Source organism: Victivallaceae bacterium (assembly GCA_036659455.1).
GTDB lineage: Bacteria > Chlamydiota > Chlamydiia > Chlamydiales > Chlamydiaceae > JAVXCN01.
In genome coordinates, this window is the sequence record JAVXCN010000001.1 from 668,782 (window position 1) to 690,781 (window position 22,000).

23 protein-coding genes and 1 tRNA gene are annotated in these 22,000 nt (G+C 38.7%); 9 read left to right on the top strand and 15 right to left on the bottom strand.

All coding sequences use genetic code 11. From position 1 onward, the window contains the following. Positions 1-7 precede the first annotated feature (7 nt). From RSA43_03180 to RSA43_03225, 10 genes are all read right to left on the bottom strand, one after another. Complete coding sequence (locus tag RSA43_03180; GenBank protein ID MEG2496284.1) at positions 8-832, bottom strand: DUF5421 family protein; 825 nt, start codon at positions 830-832, stop codon at positions 8-10. A gap of 11 nt (positions 833-843) precedes the next feature. Then, a complete protein-coding gene (locus RSA43_03185) occupies positions 844-1,344 on the bottom strand; it encodes a type III secretion T3S chaperone (GenBank protein ID MEG2496285.1) in 501 nt (166 codons plus the stop codon). 17 nt (positions 1,345-1,361) lie between these two features. Continuing rightward, positions 1,362-2,690 carry a type III secretion system ATPase SctN gene (sctN, locus tag RSA43_03190; GenBank protein MEG2496286.1) on the bottom strand — a complete coding sequence of 443 codons (1,329 nt, stop codon included), beginning with the start codon at positions 2,688-2,690 and terminating at the stop codon, positions 1,362-1,364. A 4-nt stretch (positions 2,691-2,694) separates the two neighbouring features. Continuing rightward, a complete protein-coding gene (locus tag RSA43_03195) occupies positions 2,695-3,393 on the bottom strand; it encodes a hypothetical protein (protein MEG2496287.1) in 699 nt (232 codons plus the stop codon). A 28-nt stretch (positions 3,394-3,421) separates the two neighbouring features. Next, a complete protein-coding gene (locus RSA43_03200; GenBank protein MEG2496288.1) occupies positions 3,422-3,862 on the bottom strand; it encodes a hypothetical protein in 441 nt (146 codons plus the stop codon). A gap of 32 nt (positions 3,863-3,894) precedes the next feature. Then, positions 3,895-4,140 carry a DUF5407 family protein gene (locus RSA43_03205; GenBank protein ID MEG2496289.1) on the bottom strand — a complete coding sequence of 82 codons (246 nt, stop codon included), beginning with the start codon at positions 4,138-4,140 and terminating at the stop codon, positions 3,895-3,897. A 21-nt stretch (positions 4,141-4,161) separates the two neighbouring features. Continuing rightward, positions 4,162-4,407 carry a DUF5398 family protein gene (locus RSA43_03210; protein ID MEG2496290.1) on the bottom strand — a complete coding sequence of 82 codons (246 nt, stop codon included), beginning with the start codon at positions 4,405-4,407 and terminating at the stop codon, positions 4,162-4,164. Positions 4,408-4,437: 30 nt separating this feature from the next. After that, positions 4,438-7,014, bottom strand: coding sequence for a type III secretion system inner membrane ring subunit SctD (gene sctD, locus RSA43_03215; protein MEG2496291.1), 2,577 nt, complete (start codon positions 7,012-7,014; stop codon positions 4,438-4,440). An 18-nt stretch (positions 7,015-7,032) separates the two neighbouring features. After that, positions 7,033-7,431 (bottom strand): CesT family type III secretion system chaperone, encoded by a 399-nt coding sequence (locus RSA43_03220; protein ID MEG2496292.1) that lies wholly within the window; start codon positions 7,429-7,431, stop codon positions 7,033-7,035. 410 nt (positions 7,432-7,841) lie between these two features. Further along, positions 7,842-8,891, bottom strand: a complete 1,050-nt coding sequence (locus tag RSA43_03225; protein ID MEG2496293.1) for a hypothetical protein — start codon at positions 8,889-8,891, stop codon at positions 7,842-7,844. Between the two features lie 206 nt (positions 8,892-9,097). On the opposite strand from RSA43_03225, the gene RSA43_03230 reads away from it, so the two are divergent. From RSA43_03230 to RSA43_03245, 4 genes are all read left to right on the top strand, one after another. Then, positions 9,098-9,394 (top strand): hypothetical protein, encoded by a 297-nt coding sequence (locus RSA43_03230; protein MEG2496294.1) that lies wholly within the window; start codon positions 9,098-9,100, stop codon positions 9,392-9,394. After that, on the top strand, positions 9,391-9,756 hold the full coding sequence (locus RSA43_03235; protein ID MEG2496295.1) for a hypothetical protein: 366 nt from the start codon (positions 9,391-9,393) through the stop codon (positions 9,754-9,756). Before RSA43_03230 ends, RSA43_03235 begins: the two co-directional genes overlap by 4 nt. Before the next feature lie 226 nt (positions 9,757-9,982). Next, positions 9,983-10,936 (top strand): RluA family pseudouridine synthase, encoded by a 954-nt coding sequence (locus tag RSA43_03240; protein ID MEG2496296.1) that lies wholly within the window; start codon positions 9,983-9,985, stop codon positions 10,934-10,936. Positions 10,937-11,113: 177 nt separating this feature from the next. Continuing rightward, a complete protein-coding gene (locus tag RSA43_03245) occupies positions 11,114-11,353 on the top strand; it encodes a KH domain-containing protein (GenBank protein ID MEG2496297.1) in 240 nt (79 codons plus the stop codon). 3 nt (positions 11,354-11,356) lie between these two features. Here RSA43_03245 and RSA43_03250 read toward each other — a convergent pair. Next, positions 11,357-11,429: transfer RNA gene (locus RSA43_03250), tRNA-Arg, on the bottom strand. 187 nt (positions 11,430-11,616) lie between these two features. Between RSA43_03250 and kdsA the strand changes: the two genes are divergently transcribed. From kdsA to lptB, 4 genes are all read left to right on the top strand, one after another. Further along, positions 11,617-12,456: a 3-deoxy-8-phosphooctulonate synthase gene (gene kdsA / locus RSA43_03255; GenBank protein ID MEG2496298.1), complete on the top strand. Its 840-nt coding sequence runs from the start codon at positions 11,617-11,619 to the stop codon at positions 12,454-12,456. Further along, the gene (locus RSA43_03260) at positions 12,449-12,970 is read left to right on the top strand and encodes a DUF1137 domain-containing protein (GenBank protein MEG2496299.1); all 522 of its coding nucleotides are present in this window, start codon (positions 12,449-12,451) and stop codon (positions 12,968-12,970) included. The genes kdsA and RSA43_03260 overlap by 8 nt, the downstream gene beginning before the upstream one ends. A gap of 100 nt (positions 12,971-13,070) precedes the next feature. Beyond that, positions 13,071-13,385, top strand: coding sequence for a hypothetical protein (locus tag RSA43_03265; GenBank protein MEG2496300.1), 315 nt, complete (start codon positions 13,071-13,073; stop codon positions 13,383-13,385). A 49-nt stretch (positions 13,386-13,434) separates the two neighbouring features. Beyond that, positions 13,435-14,157, top strand: coding sequence for an LPS export ABC transporter ATP-binding protein (gene lptB, locus RSA43_03270; protein ID MEG2496301.1), 723 nt, complete (start codon positions 13,435-13,437; stop codon positions 14,155-14,157). Here the strand turns inward: lptB and RSA43_03275 are convergent. Genes RSA43_03275 through RSA43_03285 form a run of 3 tightly spaced genes read right to left on the bottom strand, consistent with a single transcriptional unit; the run spans position 14,120 to position 17,259 of the window. Continuing rightward, the gene (locus RSA43_03275) at positions 14,120-14,863 is read right to left on the bottom strand and encodes a hypothetical protein (GenBank protein ID MEG2496302.1); all 744 of its coding nucleotides are present in this window, start codon (positions 14,861-14,863) and stop codon (positions 14,120-14,122) included. The two genes, lptB and RSA43_03275, sit on opposite strands and share 38 nt — an antisense overlap. A gap of 35 nt (positions 14,864-14,898) precedes the next feature. Continuing rightward, a complete protein-coding gene (locus tag RSA43_03280) occupies positions 14,899-15,096 on the bottom strand; it encodes a hypothetical protein (GenBank protein MEG2496303.1) in 198 nt (65 codons plus the stop codon). 60 nt (positions 15,097-15,156) lie between these two features. Continuing rightward, on the bottom strand, positions 15,157-17,259 hold the full coding sequence (locus RSA43_03285) for a CT620/CT621 family type III secretion system effector (protein ID MEG2496304.1): 2,103 nt from the start codon (positions 17,257-17,259) through the stop codon (positions 15,157-15,159). 293 nt (positions 17,260-17,552) lie between these two features. On the opposite strand from RSA43_03285, the gene RSA43_03290 reads away from it, so the two are divergent. Beyond that, complete coding sequence (locus tag RSA43_03290) at positions 17,553-19,685, top strand: CT620/CT621 family type III secretion system effector (GenBank protein ID MEG2496305.1); 2,133 nt, start codon at positions 17,553-17,555, stop codon at positions 19,683-19,685. 263 nt (positions 19,686-19,948) lie between these two features. Here the strand turns inward: RSA43_03290 and RSA43_03295 are convergent, their stop codons facing one another. Then, positions 19,949-21,907 carry a hypothetical protein gene (locus RSA43_03295; protein MEG2496306.1) on the bottom strand — a complete coding sequence of 653 codons (1,959 nt, stop codon included), beginning with the start codon at positions 21,905-21,907 and terminating at the stop codon, positions 19,949-19,951. Positions 21,908-22,000: the final 93 nt, after the last annotated feature.

Genomic DNA, 22,000 nt, shown 5'->3' on the forward strand with positions numbered 1-22,000 from the left:
AAATTATTTATACTTCTTTTACCTTCAGCCCTTGAGCTTCTTGGTCGTGATTTTTTTGATCTCGTTGTCCTTGTCTACGATCATCTTTCTTTTCTTCTTCATGATGTTTAAAGCTTGCTGCAATCATATGAATGGGAGAATGAATTTCTTCTTTCAGAACAGGAAGTTGAACAACGTAATTACCTACTTTAAACTCACTCAAATTAATCTGATGAGACTGAAGTGATTTAATCAAATCAGCTAAATTACCCGGGTTATTTTCAACCATCCAAACGGCGCTGTCCATATGTTCCGAGGTTCCGAAGTTCGATATTGCAACTTTCACATCCGAACCCTCTATAGAAACGACCATATTAGATCCCTCGAAAGCTTGAGGAACATTTCCTTCGGAAGAAAGAACCATTTCGCAGAACTGTCCGTTTTCGTCACCGGATAAAATTATGGATTCAACGGCTTTCGCAATAATATTGTCAACCCAACTCAAATCTACTGACGAGACAGCTGCAGATGATCCGCTCAGAGAAGCAAATTCTAAGTTAAAATGTCCCAATGCTTCAACGAAAGCCTGTTCCTTTGCCGTACCGCCGCTTAAATTACCGGAAGTATTTTTCTCCTTTTTTTCTTCTCTCAAAAATCCCGACGACTCCTTAGATTTGGGTTCCTCGTTTTTTCTGTTTCTCAAGAAGCCCTTATCTTTTACAGCAGGTTGAGATCGTTCTTTTTTCATCGTAAACGTGCGAACATTTGCCGTGTCTTTCGGTCCTACTGAAGGTTCAGTCGTGCCCGCATGATAAGTATGCGCAAGCTCTGCCGAAGTTTTATTCAATTCCATCCCCTGTCTCCTCATTTGTCCTGATTTTTCCTACGACGCAATTCATATAACAATTGCCCCATTTCATCCTGCTCCTTCTCGGATGCTCTCTCCTCTTCTTTTAAGGCTTCTTTTACCCAATCTTCTTTATGCAGCCTAGTTTTTTCTTCTTCTTTCCTTCTTTTTCGCAAATCATCCCGAGCTTTTTCAAGCTGTTTGGCGGCCTCCAAAACAATCTCTTTTTGTTTTTTGACCTTTTCTTCCTCTTCAGCCAATCTTAAGGAAACAGCTTTAATATAAGCTTTCATTTTTAACACGGCCTCACTGGTAGTGCCTTCATCTAAAGCCGTTCTCAACTGCTGTATTTTACTTGAATAATGATCCTTTACGATATCTCGTTCCGATTCCTTCTTTTTTAATCTTTCTTCTTCCGTTTCCAACAAGCGTTGCTTTTCTTTAACAACTTTTTCCGCACGATCGACTCTATCTTTTTTGATCGACAGCACTTGTTCCAAGGGATATTTTATCACCATGCGAGCTTAATCCGTATTTATCTGAAAATAGCTCTCAATTGTTGTGCCGCTTCTTCGTAAGTTGTTTTTTCATGCATATCTTGCTTTAAAAACCGATTCAATCGATCTATGTGATCAATAGCAAAATCGACTTCTCGGTCCGAACCTCTTCGATATTCACCGATACGAATTAACATTTGATTCGCTTTATAAACAGCCAATACTTCTCTAGCTCTACCTATAATCTTTCTTTGTTCTTCAGGAACAATAGCCGTTAACAAACGACTGATCGAAGCCAAAACATCTACGGCAGGATAATGATAAGCTTGCGCTAAAGCATTTGACAGAACGATGTGACCGTCTAAAATCGATTTGACCTCATCCGCTACGGGTTCGTTCATATCGTCTCCTGCCACCAAAATCGTATAAAAAGCCGTAATGGTTCCTTTATCGGAAGCTCCGGAACGCTCCAACAATCTAGGTAGTGTCGAAAACACGGAAGGCGTATATCCGGCTCTGGCCGGAGGCTCCCCTGCCGCTAATCCCACCTCTCTAAGCGCTCTTGCAAAACGAGTGACCGAGTCCATCATAAGAATCACCGTTTTGCCCTGATCGCGGAAATATTCGGCAATAGCAGTTCCGACATAGGCGGCGTTCAAACGCAATTGAGATGCTTGATCGGAAGTGGAAATGACAAGAACGGAACGTTTCATCCCTTCTTCTCCCAAATCGTTTTCGATAAACTCTCTAACCTCTCTTCCCCTTTCTCCTATTAACGCAATAACATTAACATCGGCTTCTTCGGCATTTCGAGCTATCATACCTAAAAGGGACGATTTACCCACACCTGCTCCGGCAAAAATCCCTACCCTCTGACCTCGAGCAACCGTTAACATACCGTCAATCGATCTGACTCCGGTTGATAAAACTTTATCCAATCGATTTCTTTTCAAAGGATCGGGTGGTGCTCTGAAAATAGGATATATTTGATCAACGTTTTCCAATGGCCCTCTTTTTTCAACATCCAAAGGCTCACCCAAACCGTTAAAGACTCTTCCTAAGAGACCATCTCCCACCTTAATATGTAAAGGCAAATGCAGCGGAACCACTTCGCAGGAAGGGCCGACTCCGGACATTTCACCCAAAGGAGATAGAAAAACGGATTCCTGATTAAAACCGACAACTTCACATACCAAAGGCTCCATGCCTATTCTTTTAACCAAACAGACTTCACCTATACGAACTCCGGGAACTACTGCTTTGATCAACATACCAACGACTTCGGTAATACGACCCACTACAGTCGTCAAACTGAAATCGTGCAGATTGTTTAAAAGTTTGTCGAAATCAACGGTTAGTTCATCCATGTTACTAACCTAGTTGAGTCGTCATAATCGTTTTGATACTACTTACTGAGGTGCCGACTATACTTGCAAATAATTCAGCTCTTTGAGTCGCTCTTTGAACGGCATATTGTATCTTCAAAAAATCGACTATATCGGAAGGTTCGCCGTTCTTTCCCGATAAATAAATCATGGCTCTATTCAAGACTTCTTCTCCAGTCGAAACCCAGTCAACGACCTTACGAAAAACGGAAGCTTCTTTTTTTTCTTCGGATTTTTTTACAATCGATTGCTGTCCGGTTTCTCGAGCGACGACCGACAAATCTTCATTGATTAAGCCCATGACTAACGTCATGGCATCGTATCGTTCTTTTTCAACTTGGTCTGTTCGCTCCCAATTTCTGGTCTGTAATCGAAAATCATTTAATTCATTTTTTAACTTCTCTATTCCATCTTGAAGCTCTTGAGATATTTTATCGTCATCCATACGAAACTCAGGCGCAGATTTTTCTTGATCCCTACACTGAGCGATCATTTGCATGGGGCCCGGAAAATTTTCTTTAATCGCGTCAGGACCATGCCCCAACGAATTTGCTAAAAAAAACGCTTTAACATCATCTTTCGTCAATTCGGAAACCGAAGGTCCCGTTTTACAAGTTACGTCGGACCGAGCGGTATCCTCATCCAATCCTTCTAAAAATAACTTCTTCACCGGATCAATAGACATAAACATCCTATAAATTTTTTATTTATCCTTAACCCAGAGGGCCATTGCTCTTGGTGGCTAACGTTGCGTGCCAATCCAACACGGATTGAGCAAAATTACGCGTGGAAATTATTTCGCACTGACGTAAGATCTCTTGAGCCAAATCAAAACTTTTTTGCAAACTGTCTCTACGCATATCAAAAGCCTTACCTTGTTGTAAAACAATCAACATATGCGTTAACGATAAAAATGCCTTAATACTCCACTGATCGTTTTCCTTTTCAGCTAAAGCAGTAAAAAGCTCCAAAGCCTTATCCAATTGCATTTTATGTAGGGCGATTAACCCTCTCCCTACGTTTGCGGCAAAAGATTCTTTATCCAAAATTTCCAAAACATGAAATATTTTTCGAGCACTATCCTCATCTCCTTGTCTGATTGCAATTAAACCGCTTTCAAATAAAAGAGCAAAATCCTGTTTAAATCGTTCCACAAAATCTCCCTTTGCTTTGCCTTTAATTAAGACTAGCTACCTTTGACCGCTCTAGCCATAGTAATCATTTCCGTATTCACTGCAGTCAGGACATTCGATACTGCCTCCATATACTGAGACAAAATTTGCATCCGAAACTGTAAGTTAAACATAGTTCCCAAGTCAACGGTCCCTTGCGTAGAATTTTCCAATTCCTTCAAGTATTGCTGGACCCCCTTAACATAAGTGGTCACGCCGTTAAGCATATCATTAAAACTAAAAGCCGTTGTACTCCCCATCTCTCTTTACCCCTACTTGTGTTAGACAAATCTACGATTAATTCGAGTCAAAACCTTCTGCAGAGCAAGATAACCGTTCAAAAGAACTTGCATCTTTTCAAAATCTTCCTTTGCTTGTCCTTCTCGCAGTATGGCACTCAACATTCTTACTTTCTCATCAACGGCCCTTAGTATCACCTGAGCCTTTGCAGGATCTTTCATGTCCGTTTCCAGATCAAAATTTTCGATTCCTTTATGCCCTGCAAAACCGTGTTTCATATCAAACATAAAACTAAATAAACCCTTTTACAGTCTTAATTACTTGTTATATTCTATCTTAAATTTAACGCCGCTCTTTTCTAAAAAGATACAATTGGCCTGTATACTAGTGACCGTCATACCATCCACAATATCGCCACGCGTAACGATTCTACCGTTGATGACGACGTTAATATTCACATCCCCGTACTTAGAAAATCCGGTAACTTTATAACGGTTAGGATACCTAACGGCGAGGTCAACAACACCACCTTCGATTCCCCCTTCTCCTCCTATTTCCGTCGGAAGCTGAACAACGAAATTTTTCACTTTCCTTACACCGGGGAGGCCTGCAATAGCATCAACGACCGTGTTGAAACGGGAACTCTCAGCGGCATTGTTTATATAACCGGTTAAAACCAAATCTCCCGAAGAAAATGAAACTTGCACTCCGGCAAAGCCGCCATGTAACAATAATCCGCCGATTTCTTTCAGCAAAACTTTTTCGACAACCACTTTGTTTTTTAATAAGGAAACATAATTAAAATGAATGTTCAAATAATCGACTAAATCCGCCGCTTGTTCTTCCGTTTGTAAATACCCGGTTAAAACAAACTCACCCGGATTCGGCGAGTGCATACTCACTCCTTTAAAATCCGGATTTTTCGATAGGAAAATATTCATTTCCTGCCAAACCAACTCATTATCGATGATATTGTCATCTATAGATTTAACAAAGGGTAAAGCATCCAATTTATAAAGCAGTTCGCTCTTACTAATACTGTTACTGATGTGACCTATCAAAAACAACTGTCCATTATTTTTATTATAGGTAAATCTAACCCCAGTAAATTGTTTGATAATGCCTTCCAATTCCGAATGAAAATCGACGTTTTCTATAGGAAAAATTTCTTTTGTCCGGAAAAGAGAAGCCGCTCCTATTCCGAACAAAATAGCCAATCCGCCGACGAAAATAGCCAGAATAAAGGCACCCGTTGAAATCGTTGCTTTGGATTCGGAAGGTCGGCTCCCTGCCATCGCTTCTTCGTTTTCCGACGATTCGTCTTGAGATTGCTGCGGACGAGAATAAATTTCAGGCAAAAATAATGACGAAACTATCGTTTCAACCGGAGCTTCTCGATCGATAATCAAAAATAAAGTAGTTCCTAAAGTGAGGACTTGATTAGGAAGGATCGGAGCTTCATGTTCTATTTTTTTTCCGTCAACAATCACCCCGTTCTTACTGCTCGAATCTTCAATAATGATAGTTCCGGATTGACCTAAAATGAGTTTGGCATGCTTATGCGAAACACTTAAATCATTAAATACGATATCGCATTCCTTAGGATCCGAACCTATGGTATATTCTTGTCCGATCTCCAAACTGAATTCGGCTCCGATATTAGGTCCGGCAATGACTTTTAATAGAAAACGAGAAACCTGAGATAAGTCTACGAATGTATCCGACGCTTCATCATCAACGGAAAAAATTTCCTGATCAAAATCAAATAAATCCTTAATGCCGAAAGTAATCGGAGACGATTTATCGTCTTTCTTGGATATAGGAGAGACCTGAGCTCTGATAGTCGAAGGAACATCGGATTTTTCGTTCACATCTTTCGTTGTCAATCCTTCTTGCAAAACGGCAGTGTCATCAGATTGCACCGTTTTCTTCGAATCGTTATTTTCTTGTCCGAGATCTTCCGATTTTTCCTCAACTTCACTCGGAACTATGCTATCCGATAATTCTTCAGATATTGCATCTTTCTGCTCCGGTATTTGATCTTCTTGTTGATTTGAATTCGGAACAACATCCGATTGATCTTTCTTTTTTTGACCGTTCTCTTCTTCTCCGAAATCTTGGGGCGTGTCAATTTTATTTCCGGATAAAACATCAGACGCCATATCGGAAGTTTGATCTTCTTTTTTGTTATCGTCTGTCGACTCATCATCTTGTTTTTTCATTGCTGGATCATCGTCTCGAATTATATTCTGATCTATTTTTCGATTGTCCGTTCCCGATTCGAGCGGCACCGATTGACTTGTCGTTTCGTTAACTGCATTTATATGTTTCTTCTTTTTATTCTTACTTGATTTGATCGTTCCTATATTGACTTCCGGCAATTCTTTTGCATTGACATCCCCTAAAGCATTGATGAATGAACTCTCTTCAGCTCCTTGATTCGGCCTTGGGCCGGAACGCGTTTCGTTATTCCCCGAAATGTCTCCGTGCGAAGATTCGTCGGTTCCGTTAATCGATTTATTCTTATCGGAATTAACCGACGGCTTAGATTTTTCCGGCATCTCTATTTCAAATTCAACGGCATCGTCATTCAATCCGTCCATATCAAAAACAAATACGTTCTGACCTAATGTGATCTCATCTTGATTTTTCAAGAGGATCTCTTTAGCTAAACTCTGACCGTTAACTTTAACGATGTGTTCCTGATCCAAACTACGAACGGAATAACCTACCGAGCTTTTGGAAATCAAAATCTGACAACCGGCGATCGTATTGTCTTTTATGAGAATATCGCATTTTGACGGATCATTTCCCAAAGACCATTGACTTCCTCCATCTAAAGACAACAGAATCCCCGAAGAAGGACCCTTTTTAGCGATCAATTGTACTGCCATGGCAATAATTATCCCCGATTATTCCTGTACTTTTTCCGTAGCGATTTCATCTTTCCAAGCCTCGGCAAAATTAACAAACGTTTCCAAATGTCTACTGAATCTGTCGTCCGAAGGAATCCCGGTAAGTCTTTTTATCAATAAAACGCTACCATTCTCTCCCAAACCTAAAACGCTGCCTCCGGTTTCTTTGCCAAACAAATTGCCTACCATCATATCGTAATATAACTTAGAATGATCCGTCTTAGGATCTAAATAAGAAAGAACCATAGACAATACGATGTCATTTTCCGCATTACCGTAAACTCGAACTTTCATCTCATTCTCGAACGGTAACGTGTACCCGCCTTGTGAGTCAAGCTCAACCGAAGAAGTAATTCCCAAAAAAGCCGCTATTCTGCTTATAAGTTTATCTAACATAATCTCTATACTTCGAAATTTTTTGTAAAAAATAAAAAATTCGAACAAAACAACGCCTGCCGAAAAAATGGCCTAACCGATTTCCTCTGGTTGACAACTTCCATGAAATAAATTTCTTTCATAACCGGTCCGATTGACTGTAACGTCTGCAATTCAACAAACACTTCCCAACGTTTTTCTTATTAAATAAATAATGGGTCTTTTGTCAACCTGACAATATTATTTCACGTATTCGACAGACAAGACTCCATGCCTTGTTAATACTTTATCAGATACTTAACAAAGTGCTTATAAAATTGCCGGAATAAAGAGATTACAATAAACAATAAATTCATTTTTTTTTAAAAAATTTGTTTTAACAAAAAAATAACATATTTATTTCTCTTCAACGAAAACGAAAAAATCACGATTCAGTTCAAGGCAAGGCAACCTTTTCTAAAATCATTTTTTTTCTCAAATAAACGGATTTGCAAGAAAACATCCGCAGTTATTTTCGTTTGAAGATCGTTAAAAAGACTTTCTTCTATTTTCGTTTTTCCGGATACGGATTGAGTATTTATGAAATCCATATTAAAAAGACGAACTTCGGATTCTATCGACGGATCAAGCAAGCGTGGCATACCTATATCGAAAACCAAAGTGTTTTCGGAATAATTCAACCGAGAAAACAATCGATTGATATTGTATTTCTTCGTGCCGCAAACAATCACTCCATACCTTTCGGACACATCCACATCTTCCCAAGAACAAACATGTTTATAAGGATACTTACGTCGTTCGAAAGCAAGAGATTCGTTGCTCGAACAAACCGTCAGATTGTGCAGTCCCTTTGAACGCAAAAAATCGGCAATACGTCGATTGATCCTGGAATATCCGATAAACAGAATTTTTTCGTCGATACAAGTTTTATGCGATCGCTCCATGATCTCAAAAAGAATCGATCCCATGGAAGGCCTATCACCTATAGCGGTATTATCGAAACGACGTCTTATATCTTTCGCGATCTTAAGAGCTTTCTGAAACATAAAGTGTAGCGCCCGCGATCCGGGACCCAGATCCGCTGCGGCGTATGCTCTCTTCACTTGTCCTTGTATTTCCGTTTCTCCTACCAATATACTATCCAAACCGGAAGTCACTTTAACAAGATGAATAAAACAATCTTCATTCGAGAAAAAATAAGCATGTTCATTCAAGTTTATTTGAAAATCTTGTAAATCTTCCGCTAACGCAGCGTAAAACCGCTTTACGGAATTTCGAGGAAAAGTTTCCTCGAAATAAAATTCAATCCTATTACAGGTGAGTAAAGGAACGAAAGAAAAAGATACTTTTTTTCGATTCAGCAAAGACGAACTTACTTGTATTAAACATTCTCTCACTCGCAGGTCTGCAGATTTATAATTAATTCCTATGACGCCGATATTCATTGATAAATCAATCCCTAATGGTATGGAAAAACCCAAAGCGCATTCTATTCAACAAACATTTTACTCGCGATTAAAACTTTATGGTTGATAATTCAAAAAAATCAACGTCATTACGAACATAAAACAGACCTAAGCATTTAATTAAATTTCAAAAATATAAAAAAGTAATTAGAATTAATTAAAAATAGACAATAAAAAACACCCTCCCTAAAATCCGAATTAAAGTCTAACCGGAGATCATCATGGAATATACACCGACAACTTCAAATGCAACGGCTCCAACCGCCGTTAATGAGAATACGACTTCCGTAGATCCTTCATGCTTAACAGGCGGACAACCATACTTCGACGGTCCCGTCAAAACTACCGCAGAGCTGGAAAAAGCTTTGATTCAAAGCATGGGACCGGAAAAAGGCGGGGAAATGTATAATAAATTTATAAACTCCATAGTCACGACAACCGTCGAAACGATTCATAGAGATATAGATCGTGCTAGACAAGCTTCGAAAAAAATGAGGGCCGTTTATAAGGAATCATGATTTCTCGAAATGATTTGTTTTTAGGAATATTCTTATCCGAACGACACATTGAAGTTCTGAAAACGAATCAAAAGCCTTATCATCCTCTATTCATTAATCAAACGGCTTATTTATTTTTAATTCATCATCGACAATCGAATTTTTTATTAAAAAAAATCGATACTCCTTGTTCGACAAAAAAAATTTTTGATAATCATGCACCACATGTACTCAGTTTATTGGCTAAGTTTTTTTTCCGAGAAACGATTGAATCCTTATTGCTGATCCGATTAGATCATTATATGATTTTAGACTTTAAGGAACTGTTTGAGATTGATTTTCATTCAAATCACCTCTCCGGAGCCATTCACGACAAGTTATGATTAAAATTGATTATACAAAAAAAACCGACTGTCTTAACCTGGTTCGTTTTTATCCTTGCTAAGATTAAGGGTGATTCAAATACCCTTTAACGTAAGAATGCTTTGTTATAGCCCCCTATATCGGAGTGTTCTTACCGAAAAGGCTCCGACGGCATTATAGTCAAAAACCGGACAAGGAATCCTTCCGGAGGTTATAATATTTCTTCCTACTTGTCGCAAGTTATCTATGACTGAAACAAAATCATATATCTTTACCGTACAGCCTCATGAGCGCGATAACAGACTCGATAAATTTTTAGTCGAAAAACTTCCTGAGTATTCCAGAAATTTTTTTCAAAATATTATTTCCGAAAAACAAGTATTGCTTAACGGAAAACCCGAAACTAAAAATCGTGTCCTTTTAAAAGAAGGCGATGTCGTGGAGTTGATTTTTGCATCGGAAGATCATTGTTCGGATTATCAGCTTCTTCCGGAAGCCATACCTTTAGATATCATTTATGAAGACGATATGATTCTCGTTATCAATAAACCTCGGGGTTTAGTGGTTCATCCTGCTGCAGGGCATCGTTCAGGAACCCTTGCAAACGCTCTGCTCTTTCACTGCGAAGAACTCAATCGAGACTGCAATCGAGATCCCATTCGTCCCGGTATTATTCATAGGTTGGATAAAGATACTTCAGGCTTATTAATAGCCGTAAAAAATGCGGAAGCCAAAAATAAATACGGGGCCTTATTTGCAACGAGAAACATCCGAAAAGAATACCTAGCGATCTGCGTCGGTAAACCTACGCTATCGGAAATTCAAACGCAAATTTTACGAGATCCGTTGAAACGGAAAGAAATGACCATCGATATCGATCCGAATAAAGGAAAAACAGCAATCACTCACTGTGAAATCATAACTGTTAAAAATCCATTAAGTTTAGTCAAGCTGCACCCGATTACGGGACGCACTCACCAACTCAGAGTCCATCTGAAATACGCCAAATCTCCGATATTAGGAGATCCGGTCTATGGATGTCCCAAAATGAATAAATCATACGGTTGTGAAAAACAGCTCTTACATGCTCATAAATTAAGCTTTCATCGAATTCACGATAATAAACTTGTGACGTTCATGGCACCGTGTCCCGAAGACATGAAACTGATATGCTCAAAGCACTTAGCCTACGTTCTGTAATTTTTCTTTTTAAAAGATTACGTCTCTTATAAAGAAATTTACTATATTAAAAATATAAATAAAATAATTGCATTTTATATTAAAAAACAATTAAACATGAATTAATAAAGGGAAATTAATATTAATAATTTTCTAAAAAATAGAAAAGCGAACCATTAATAATCAAACCAGGTGCATATGAAAGAGTTTTTAGCATACATTATAAAAAATTTAGTCGACAATCCCGATAAGGTCAGCATTAAAGAAGTTGAAGGAACGAATACAGTCATGTACGAATTAAGCGTTGCTCAACCTGATATAGGTAAAATAATCGGAAAGGAAGGACGGACCATTAAAGCCATTCGATCATTATTAATGTCTGTGGCCAGTCGCAACAATATAAGAGTCAGTCTCGAAATCATTGAAGATAAAAAATAAAAACGGACTGAACAGGACTCGAACCTGCGACCATTCGCTTAGAAGGCGAATGCTCTATCCACTGAGCTATCAGTCCCCAAATACGATACTAAGACGATTCCCGGGCACAAATCCGGGATCGTTTTCCTAAACAAAGTCCTTGAAGAACAATCAGGAAATACATAAAACTCTTCAGGTTAACGAACACTACTTGAAAAGTCAACTTTACTTCAAGGATCTTACAATCGATCCTCATAAAATTCACGATAAATAATGGACTCCATATGAAAATGTCATCCGATCGTTTATTCGACACCGCAAAACTAATCGTCATTTCCGGACCTTGTATTATCGAAAACGAAGAACATGCCTTATTGTGTGCTCGATTTTTAAAAAATTTATTTTCAAACTACGAATCCGATATTCATTTCATTTTTAAAGCCAGTTATGACAAAGCCAATCGTTCTTCCTTAAACTCTTTTCGAGGCCCCGGACTTTCGAAAGGACTGAGTATTTTAGAAACGATTAAAAACGATTTGAATATTCCTATACTTACGGACGTTCATTCTCCCGAAGAAGCCGAAGCAGCCGGTCAAATTTGCGATTATATTCAAATTCCGGCATTTTTATGTCGACAAACGGATCTTCTTTTGGCTGCCGGCAGATCGGGGGCTTTCGTAAACGTAAAAAAAGGACAATTCATTTCTCCGTGGGAAATGTCGAACATTGTCGAAAAAATAAGTTCTACAGGCAACAATAACATTATTCTCACGGAAAGAGGGTTTAGTTTCGGTTATAACAACCTCATTTGCGATATGAGATCCATAGATGTCATGAAGCGTTTGGGATATCCCGTAATTTTTGACGGCAGTCACTCCGTCCAACTACCGGGGGCTCTCAAAACGCAAAGCGGCGGCCAAAGAGAATTCATTCCCACCTTAACCAACGCTTCTTTAGGAGCCGGGTGTGACGGTCTATTTATAGAATCCCATCCCGAACCCGAAAAAGCTCTTAGCGATAGTGCTTCCGTATTAAATTTTTCCGCTTTACCGGATTTGATTTCGACATGGATTAACCTATACAAAGCCGTAAGAAAAACTCCGACATCGTGTTTTCATGATTAGCCGTTCGATATCATTATTGTTTCCGGTTATTTTCCTACTCTTTTTCGGACTTATTACCTGGGGGATAGGAAAATCGGGAGTTCATTCCCAAAACCCTAAAACGGAAATAACATGGATGAAGTCACCTTCATGTTTAAAAATCGAAAAAATCGGGGTTTCTAAAGAAATCATTACAAATCGAAGCACAGTTTTTTTCTGTAAAATCGAAAAATCGCACCTCCTATTAGATCCCACCTGCTCTTTAAAACAAAACGTTACGGAGCATTTATCTAAGATCTCGGGACAAATCCGAGAGTCGAAATCAGACTCGGGATTCATTACTTTCAAAGGAAAAGAAGGCATTCTGAATTATTGCGACTACTCGCTATCCCTAACGGATTGTCTTTTTAATATGGAAAGTCCCGGAGGAGACGCATCTCACGTATCGTCTTCCGAAAATACGGACGGTCATTCCGTATCCCCCAAAGGAGGAATGAAAGTCTTAACGTTATCTCTTTTAAAAAACGAAAAATAACGGTCGACTCCTTTATTTTTATATGAAAAAAATAATTTATTTTATTAATTTAATCGGTTATCATAATTAGTCTTTGTAATAAAAAAGTTAAAGGTATTCTATGTGTTGTTTTCCCTGTTGTAGCATTACCGGTAGCACTGAATCGAAAAGTTGTTTGGGCATTAGAGATCCTTTATCGAGAACACGTCAAGTCCTAAATATCCTCGGCATTGTTGCGGGAATTGTTCTTTTCATTTTGTCGGGAGCTTTAGCTCTCTTTTGTCTACCGCTACATCCCGTTTTATTGGCCTTTATTGCCGTTACAGGTACGGCATTTTTCATCGCAGGTTTAGTGGCGATGCGTGCTAGGCAACATTTGTTATCGATAACCCCGATAACACTACCGATACCTGAAGATCTTGTCAGGGCGTCTTAATCGAAAAACCCTTTTTCACTTCTTTAAGCTCGAACTCTCACCCCTACGTATGCCTTTACTCGAAACCCAAAATTTAGTTAAAAAATACAATAGAAGACCGGTAACTAACGGTGTTTCCTTCTATGTTAATCCCGGAGAGATCGTCGGTCTTTTAGGTCCTAATGGTGCGGGAAAAACAACCGCTTTTTATTTAACCGTCGGACTTATAAGACCCGACTCAGGTAAAATTATTTTTAAAAACACTGATATTACGACCAAAACCATGGATTCCAGAGCCAGACTGGGAATGGGTTACTTGGCTCAGGAATCCACTGTTTTTAAAGAGCTTACGGTTAAAGATAACTTGATTTGTATTTTAGAAATTATTTACAAAGCAAAAGTAAACCGCAATCGGCTTTTAGATTCCTTAATTGATGATTTACAATTAAAACCTTTTATCAATAAAAAAGCAGGAACTCTATCCGGAGGAGAAAGACGTCGTCTTGAAATTGCTTGTGTGTTGGCTTTAAATCCAAGCGTCCTTTTGTTAGATGAACCGTTTGCAAACGTAGACCCTCTAGTGATTCAAAATGTAAAATATTTAATCAAAACATTATCCGAAAGAGGCATTGGGATCCTGATTACAGACCACAACGCTAAAGAACTGCTGTCCATAGCCGATCGTTGTTATCTTCTCATTGACGGTAAGATTTTCTTCGAGGGATCTTCATCTCAAATGACAACCAATTCCATGGTCAGACAGCATTATTTGGGAGATTCTTTTTCTTATTAAATCGTTTGAGAAGTCGCATCAAATCTTCTTCAACTCCTTCTTCCAAAAAAGTCTCTCCGGGTTTTATCCCTCTTTCAGCCAATTTAAAAGCATCGAAAGTATTACAAATTCTTCCTACTAATCTAATACCTATCCCCGTCAAATCCAATACCGAAGCATAATCGCCGAACATTTTCAGCGATAATTCACAGGCGGTAATAATAAAAAATATTTTTTTACCGGGATTATCTTCGGCCAACCGGCAAAAACGATCGGCAATATATAAAAAAGTGGGAATGATTATAATTTCGTCCGCTACCGGTCGAAATTTTCCGACAGGACATTCTAGGCATATGGGATTTTTATCATTGAAAGAACATTTGTCATTAAAACGCCCTCTAGGACATTCACGCGGTTTTTGACAATAGGACAAACCAAAAACAAATAAAGAATCAGGTGTTTTTTGTGTTAAGTCAAAGAACTCATCAAAAGAAGAACAGTCGAAAAAAAAACACGAATCCTGCTGTCGATAATTTTTATTCTTCCTCAATAATGAGTATATTAACCGTAAAAAACATTTCGGTTTTTTTAAAAAATATAAAAAACGTCGACGTCCTTCCTTAACTGAAAAGAGATACAAAATCGTTTTTCTTTTTAATCCTTGTGCGGTTTTTTCCGTAATAAACGGAATTTTGGCAACATAACGATTCCGTGACTCTTCACGCATCTCATAAAATCCCGTAATTCAATACGGTGATAATATCATTCTTCCGTAAATTCGTCTTCCCGAATCATTTCTTTAGCTACCGTTTTAATGGTAATCAATCCTTCAGAAAAACCGATCATTTTCAGTAAAGAATCTATATACTCCAATTCCGTTTGCAATTGATCATTTACAAATTCCAAATAAGCAATCTTCGCCGAACAAATTTTTTGCATTTCCATTTTTCGCTCACTCACATGATAATCTCATATTTATATGAGCAAAAATCGTGCCGGAACCTTATATCAAAAATAAATTTATCCAAGAATGCTTCTAGCAAGACTTAAATAAATCTGATTCAAAATCTGTAAGGACGTAGCCACTACCGTCCATTCCTGTTGCATAGTAGTAAGATGCATCTGAAGATCCAACTGATTGTTTTGACCGTCGTCGGCAAAACTTTGTTGATTGGATTGGACGACTGCTTGTGTCGAAAATAAACCGCTAACCAAAGGACTTCCCACTATTCCCGTAACAATCGCCGTTTCTAAATTTTCAAGTAACGGCTGCCAATTCGTCGGACCTTTTACGTTATACATTCCTTCTATCGCAGCATTTTGAGAATCGGTAGTAGCAACGATAGTCAATTGACTTAATAATACCCAAACAGAAGCCAAACAACCGGCAACCTCATTTAAAGAATCCCGATGATTGTTCAACTCTCTTATTAAATTATTTTTTTGATCATTCGTGAGAACCTTATCATCTTGAACAGCCGTGATTTGTTGACTAATAATATTCTGCGTCGTTTGACACTCCACTAGAAAAGCAATGGCTTTTTCCTTTTCATTAATCACTTTTTGTTTGGCTTTATCAATGTCTCCCGGAAAACCGGCAACACCTATTACGGGTTGTTTTCCGGCATAACTGGCAAAATTAAAATAACTGGCGGCATTAACAAAATTAATAATGCCTTCCAAAACGGAAGTACCGATCTTGGAGCCTAGATTATTATAGTACAAAGTTGATGTCAGAGTTTCCAAATAAGTCACTTCTTTCGGCATGTAATGATCGAGCAATACGAAAGCAACAGCCGCGGGTAGGGGAAATTCTTGCATCTGAAAACCGTACGCTTGCAAGAGCAGCGTATCCAACACCGTGTTATAAGTACTTAAAGCTTGTAAAGATAGTTGAAGATTAGCGAGATCTTCTTTCGTTGTCTCTTGAATTACGGACCATAATGAATTAAAACGAACATAACTCGTGGCGTTGGTATTTTTTTGCGATTCCGATAAGCTGTTCAAAACACCTCCGGTTCCGGATGTTGCGGTAACCATATTCTGAAGGAACAGAAAACTGATATCGACTCCTTCATTATTATTATCGAAATATAAATATTTAGAAGAGTCTATGGAAGAACGACCGTTATTATCGGCTACCCGGATCATAGCTGCTTTGAAATCGGCAAGCGCAGTAAATCCCGGAATATCGATAAAGACATTCGCTTCGGTTTTAATGGCGTTATTAACCTGTGTAACCGTGAGGATAGCGTTCGCAGCGCTAATTTGTCCTGACAGATAATAACTATATAACTCACCGAACACATTACTCATGGAATAACCGTTCCCTTGTGAAGTCAATCGAGAATTCATGAGGCTGTTTAAGGAATTGCTGACCGTTGTCTGTTGTTCCGTCGTTAAATTAGACATCGATCTGATAATCGAAAGAAAAAGGCAGACGGCATCAGCAGCTTCTTCATAACTTAAAAAGACATCCTCCAATCCGAGAATATTCAAATTGGAAAAATACTTATATAAAGCGTCAACACGAGCACCGACAGAAGCCGTTACTTCTTCCTCAAATGTCAATCCGGTGATTGCATTAGATACCGCCTGAATATCAGTCGTTACCTGATCCATTATACCTTGATAAGCCCCACTCACATCAGCGCGAAATTGAAGCCGATAATCCTTGGTCATATCTGCTTCAACCATTAATTGTCCCAATTCATCCGGTAATTGTTGAATTCGAAGCATTTCATCGGCAGAAAACACCGGAACGCTTGCTATCAAACGACTGATGGCATCAAAAGTCACTTGAAACAGCGCAAGATCATCCGGATAATTCGTTTTTATGTCTTGCATAGTTACCGCTAATACTTCCAATACGGCCAATGCTGCATCCTGTTTTAATTGATCGACATCAGGTGGGGGAACAACAGCCTTGACATTGACGGCAGCTTGAAGTGTAGGATTAGCCATTAACGATTCAGTGATTTCTTCTAATGGATTCAACCCACAGGTACACGAAGAAATCAAACTATTTTTCAAATCGAAATTATGGTTTGTTGTCCCAATCAAATCATTTAAAAAACAATTTAATCCTAAAAAAACGCCGTTCAGTTTTTGATATTCAATCATATCCCGCATCGCGAGATCTTTTTCTTTTAAACAACATCCCGGTCCAGTAATTAGTTTGAATTTTATATTTTCGTTGTAAGTAACTGAATTGAAAAAGTTAATCATAATAAAAAGAACACACACTATTATTTAAATATAAATTCATTCTAATAAAAATAAAAAATTAAAAAAATAATAATAGACTCAATAAATCGTAACAATAAAAACACCAAACAAATAAAAAATTAAATAAAAAAACCGAATGGAATAAATTTAAAAAAAATGAAAGAATGAAATAAAAACAAACGATTTTTATGATACAAAATTCTACTGAAATAAAAAACGATTCTTATAATTTCTTATTTAATATTAAATGTTCGCATGCGAATACAAAAATTCCTTATTCATGTCAAGAATTCGAGATTCTCGAAAAATACCGAACCGATAAAACCGTTTTAAAAAGATTGTCGTTGATTGTCAGCGCCCTCTATGATCCGACGACTCGTGTAACACCGGAAGTCAAGACCGCTTATTTACCTGAAAATATAAAAAAACAAAAATTCTTTGTTGCAGAGACGAATACGGAAATTCCATCTTTGCCTCCTACCGATCCCGTTAACATTGAAAATACGAATTTATTAATTACTGCTATTGAATCGGCTATCAAAACGGCCCAAAGTCAAAACGTCATCTTAATTACTCTTTTAAGTCCTCTATTGGACAGATTGAATGCTATTAAAAACGTGATGCCGAATCCTACGGAAGAAGATCTCACGCAACTCTATAACCTAGCCACTCTTCCTAGTGCAGAAATTTTATCCAAATACCTAACGGAAGATCAACAAACGGCATATCGTGCGACTATAGCAGCAGCTTTTCAAGCGATGGTAAAAAATTTATCCTCAGCACAAAATACGACGACCGAGCAAACAACGGAAGCAGAGAACGCATTTGAAGTCTTTCAAAGTGCACAAACAAATATCCTGGGTCTGATGAGTCAAACTAATCTTCTTCTTCAATCCGGCAGCTCACAAAGCTACGCTCAAGCAATGACGGAAGGATTTACTTTAGAGTCTCTATACGCCTCTCTCGGTGAAATTTATCAAACTCTCCCCTCGGATGAACAACAAGCTATTAATGTTTATATAAACAATCTCTTATCTACCGGGATTTGTTTAACAACGGCAACAGTCCCTATGCGAAATTTAGCCCAGGTTATCGCAGCCATAATGGTTTACCAAGAAGCGTCATTATATGTATTTGAAAATCCGACAACCGATTTTAACAATCTAAAAACTTACCTGATGAATACCTTGCTCCCAAAAGTTCAACAATACCCGGGAGGAGTAATAGTTACTAATGCTTTAAGGATTATGATTAACAACCATTTATACAATTCTGTCGTAACTTCGAATCTTTCCAATCCAACGATAATAGATCAGTTTCCCAGCACTATCATGACTTCCGCTTTCGCTAGTCCCACTAACGTGGACGGAAGCGGATACCAAGCTCTTTCGGATGCAGAGTCAATCTATACGATAACCTTTAAGACCATTAATTTAATAAAGACGGAAAATCTTAATAAGTTATCTCTCTATTTTGATTCATTGGATCCGGCTAATGCGGCATTTCTTCCTCAAATGCAGTTTTGTCAATCATTATTAATCGAATCTCAAAATTTAGGCGAGGCGTTCATCCGAATGATTTTAGTCAATTATTTACCTCAGCAAAACGCATTTTTAGATCCTCTTATCAAATCCATTAATTTTAATAATATCGGTGCTAATATAATTAACAGAATTATTCAATTGACCAATTCTTTTTCATCTTCAGGCGTTTATTATAATTTCACGTCATATTTAAGTCAGAGTAAAGAAGGGAAAGATCTTTTCACAGGTAACGTTTCCGAAACCATAGTAGCAAAAGCCGATGAGATGCAACGAATCAGAGATGACTTGATACGCTCGGAACTGGCTCTTCAAGAAATCTCATCCGCTCTAAAAGATATTGAAGCTATGACGGATGTGACAATTTATGAAAAACGAAATATGTCTATGACATTAGAAAACTACCAATATTTTTTCTCTACGATCAAAAAACAACTTATCGATTTATATAACTTATTGAACAATTTACAAATTACTCCCGACAAAACGAATACCTTTAAAATTTTAAGCAACTATCGCGACTGGTTAACTGCATTGGGAACTCTTGAAGGAACAGCTACAAGCGGTTATGTCTCCGCCTCCCCTACCGGAGGTCTAAGCACAATATTTACCCAAGTGCAGTCGGACCAACAAAACTACACCAATCAAAGTCAAACACAACAGTTGAATTTACAAAATCAAATGACTACGATACAACAGGAATGGACGATTATTTCAACAGCTTTTCAAATATTCAATCAAATTCTAACCAAGCTCGCCACAAAGGTTTATGAAATGTAATGGCATTGTCTAAAAACCTTCCATTTATAAAGCAGTGAGAATAGTCCTTATCGAAATACGGCCTCGTCGATTCAAACTAAACTAACAAAACAAACGGCATATTTAAATAAAGTCAGTCCGAAAGAAAAAGATTTTTTTCTTTCGGACCAAGGGAAGATAAAAGGAATCGATTTTTCTTCAGTCAAAACCCGCTAAACACCCCTATCTCAAAATGAACGAAACGGACAGTGACTCGGACAGCAAACGTTAATTATTATCTCACGTTAACCGTTTCTCATAAACGGCAAGAGAGAGGCAATGTTGACGTAAAATTGTTGTACGAAGAACGGAGTATTCTCGAATCGATTTTTCTTGGATTCCGCACTCGTCCTATTTCCTTGAACAAAATCTTCCGTTAATTTAGCCACTAAATCACCGGTAGAAGAAGGACCGGGTACTTGCATATAAGGATAGCCGTATTCGGGAGCTTTGCTCACGTTCTTCGTCAATTGATCTGCAACCTGACGGACACTCATATTCGAATTGGCTTTGGCTATAGTCATCGCTTGTTCCGCCATCAATACGACCCTTGCCATTTGACCCGCGGTTCCGGACATTGCCAGAGCATTTTGCATAGCTACGAGATTCGGAGACACTCCCGGACTATTAACGGCTTTTTGTAACGCGGCCGGAGAAACCAAAGGTGCTTGAGAAGCAGGCGTCAACGCAGTATTTACCATAGATTGCACGACTGAATTCAAGCGAGGATATAACCGGTTTACGTTATTCAAGTTATTAACGAATGCCGGCAAAGACGAAACATTCATGGCCATTTGGGTATATAGACCGAAACCGAAACCTAATATTGCCTGGGTTGTTTGCATCAACTGGGCAGCGATAGTAGGGCTCGTTCCCGTAAGGCTTGCGACGGATGATAACATAGTCATAATGGCTTGTTGTTTTGATTCAGCAGTACCGCCTTGTCCTAAAATGCCGATTAATTTTTGTTTCAAATCACCGATTCCTTTAGACAAACCGATAAATTCCTGATTATCGCCGGATAATCCCAAAGCCGCCGGATCCAATTTATCGATGACACCTTGAAGATCAGGACGAAAGTTGGGACTGTCGTCATAAAATTGCCTAATCATCTGTCGAAAACCGTTCATAAGAATTCTGGAGGTAGTGTTATCGGATTCCGACAAAAAAGAAAGATTCCGCAATCCGGCCGCTGTTTGAGCCACCGCGGCTTGCTGAGTGCTTTCCGCAGAACCCCCGCTCACTATACCGGAGATAATTCCTTGCAAATCCGAATATAGCTTCTGCAAATCCGTTAGTACATTGTTAATGGACGCAACCGCATTTTGAGCTAGCGGATTGTCCGGATACGCTTCCAAAACCGATTGAGCTTTTGCTAACTCTTGTCGAACCACTTGTATTTGCTGACTCAACTCACCTTGTGATGAACTACCGCTAACGCTGCTTGCGGCATTCTTTGCCGCTTCCAAAGCATCGTTAGCTACCTTTAATTGATCCGACAATGCTTGAGCCGAACTTGCTGCGACCTTCGTTGTTTTCAGAGCTTCTACGGCTAACGGATGACTACCCGAATCTTTGACGGCTTTTTGAGCGGCGATGACGGCAGCTTGGGCTTTTTTTAGAGCCGTTTCAACAGCGGCCCAAGAGGTAGCCTTTTGCATAGCTACCAAAGCATCTTCAGCATCGGTTTGAGCTTTTAAAGCAGCATTAACGGCATTGTATACTTTTGTTCCTTCGATTAAAGCCGTTGCAGCTTGTTGATTTGCCGAAATAGCGGCGGGATCATCTCCGGACAAGGCTGCTGCCTGCTGCGCAGCGTCTGCCGCATTTTTAAGCGCCGTATAAGCTGCCGTCACTTCAGCTAATGTTTTAGCGGCTTTTAAATCCGCTAACGCTTGCTGAGCCAAAAGAGCTTGCTTTTGTGCTTCTTCCGTGGGAGTGGAAGCCAGAGGAGCTGCTATTCCCGCTACATTTGAAGAAGTACTCATATCATCTACCGAAGAGACTGAAGCTAAAACATTTTCCAAAGCCGTCCTAGCACCTCTTAAATTCTGTAAATCGGAAATCGATTGAGTAAGATTGACTTTATCGGCAGGTGAAGCATTGGTAGGGAGAGAGATATTCCGCCCCTGCATTCCTAATGTACTAAGATCTGCCGAGCGGACTCTTTCAGGTTCATCAATGGGATTGATCGATCCGGACATATTTAAAAATTCCAAAAATTAAAAAAATATAATTTAATTATAAAAAAACCCAACCTTTTAATAAAAAGATTGGGCTAATTTTTAAATTTTTTT

What these genes read in the sequence shown, in the direction of transcription:
- RSA43_03180 (MEG2496284.1), bottom strand. Translation starts at nt 832, where the DNA reads ATGGAATTGAATAAAACTTCGGCAGAGCTTGCGCATACTTATCATGCG.
- RSA43_03185 (MEG2496285.1), bottom strand. Translation starts at nt 1,344, where the DNA reads ATGGTGATAAAATATCCCTTGGAACAAGTGCTGTCGATCAAAAAAGAT.
- sctN (MEG2496286.1), bottom strand. Translation starts at nt 2,690, where the DNA reads ATGGATGAACTAACCGTTGATTTCGACAAACTTTTAAACAATCTGCAC.
- RSA43_03195 (MEG2496287.1), bottom strand. Translation starts at nt 3,393, where the DNA reads ATGTCTATTGATCCGGTGAAGAAGTTATTTTTAGAAGGATTGGATGAG.
- RSA43_03205 (MEG2496289.1), bottom strand. Translation starts at nt 4,140, where the DNA reads ATGGGGAGTACAACGGCTTTTAGTTTTAATGATATGCTTAACGGCGTG.
- RSA43_03210 (MEG2496290.1), bottom strand. Translation starts at nt 4,407, where the DNA reads ATGTTTGATATGAAACACGGTTTTGCAGGGCATAAAGGAATCGAAAAT.
- sctD (MEG2496291.1), bottom strand. Translation starts at nt 7,014, where the DNA reads ATGGCAGTACAATTGATCGCTAAAAAGGGTCCTTCTTCGGGGATTCTG.
- RSA43_03220 (MEG2496292.1), bottom strand. Translation starts at nt 7,431, where the DNA reads ATGTTAGATAAACTTATAAGCAGAATAGCGGCTTTTTTGGGAATTACT.
- RSA43_03230 (MEG2496294.1), top strand. Translation starts at nt 9,098, where the DNA reads ATGGAATATACACCGACAACTTCAAATGCAACGGCTCCAACCGCCGTT.
- RSA43_03235 (MEG2496295.1), top strand. Translation starts at nt 9,391, where the DNA reads ATGATTTCTCGAAATGATTTGTTTTTAGGAATATTCTTATCCGAACGA.
- RSA43_03240 (MEG2496296.1), top strand. Translation starts at nt 9,983, where the DNA reads ATGACTGAAACAAAATCATATATCTTTACCGTACAGCCTCATGAGCGC.
- RSA43_03245 (MEG2496297.1), top strand. Translation starts at nt 11,114, where the DNA reads ATGAAAGAGTTTTTAGCATACATTATAAAAAATTTAGTCGACAATCCC.
- kdsA (MEG2496298.1), top strand. Translation starts at nt 11,617, where the DNA reads ATGAAAATGTCATCCGATCGTTTATTCGACACCGCAAAACTAATCGTC.
- RSA43_03260 (MEG2496299.1), top strand. Translation starts at nt 12,449, where the DNA reads ATGATTAGCCGTTCGATATCATTATTGTTTCCGGTTATTTTCCTACTC.
- RSA43_03265 (MEG2496300.1), top strand. Translation starts at nt 13,071, where the DNA reads ATGTGTTGTTTTCCCTGTTGTAGCATTACCGGTAGCACTGAATCGAAA.
- lptB (MEG2496301.1), top strand. Translation starts at nt 13,435, where the DNA reads ATGCCTTTACTCGAAACCCAAAATTTAGTTAAAAAATACAATAGAAGA.
- RSA43_03275 (MEG2496302.1), bottom strand. Translation starts at nt 14,863, where the DNA reads ATGCGTGAAGAGTCACGGAATCGTTATGTTGCCAAAATTCCGTTTATT.
- RSA43_03285 (MEG2496304.1), bottom strand. Translation starts at nt 17,259, where the DNA reads ATGATTGAATATCAAAAACTGAACGGCGTTTTTTTAGGATTAAATTGT.
- RSA43_03290 (MEG2496305.1), top strand. Translation starts at nt 17,553, where the DNA reads ATGATACAAAATTCTACTGAAATAAAAAACGATTCTTATAATTTCTTA.
- RSA43_03295 (MEG2496306.1), bottom strand. Translation starts at nt 21,907, where the DNA reads ATGTCCGGATCGATCAATCCCATTGATGAACCTGAAAGAGTCCGCTCG.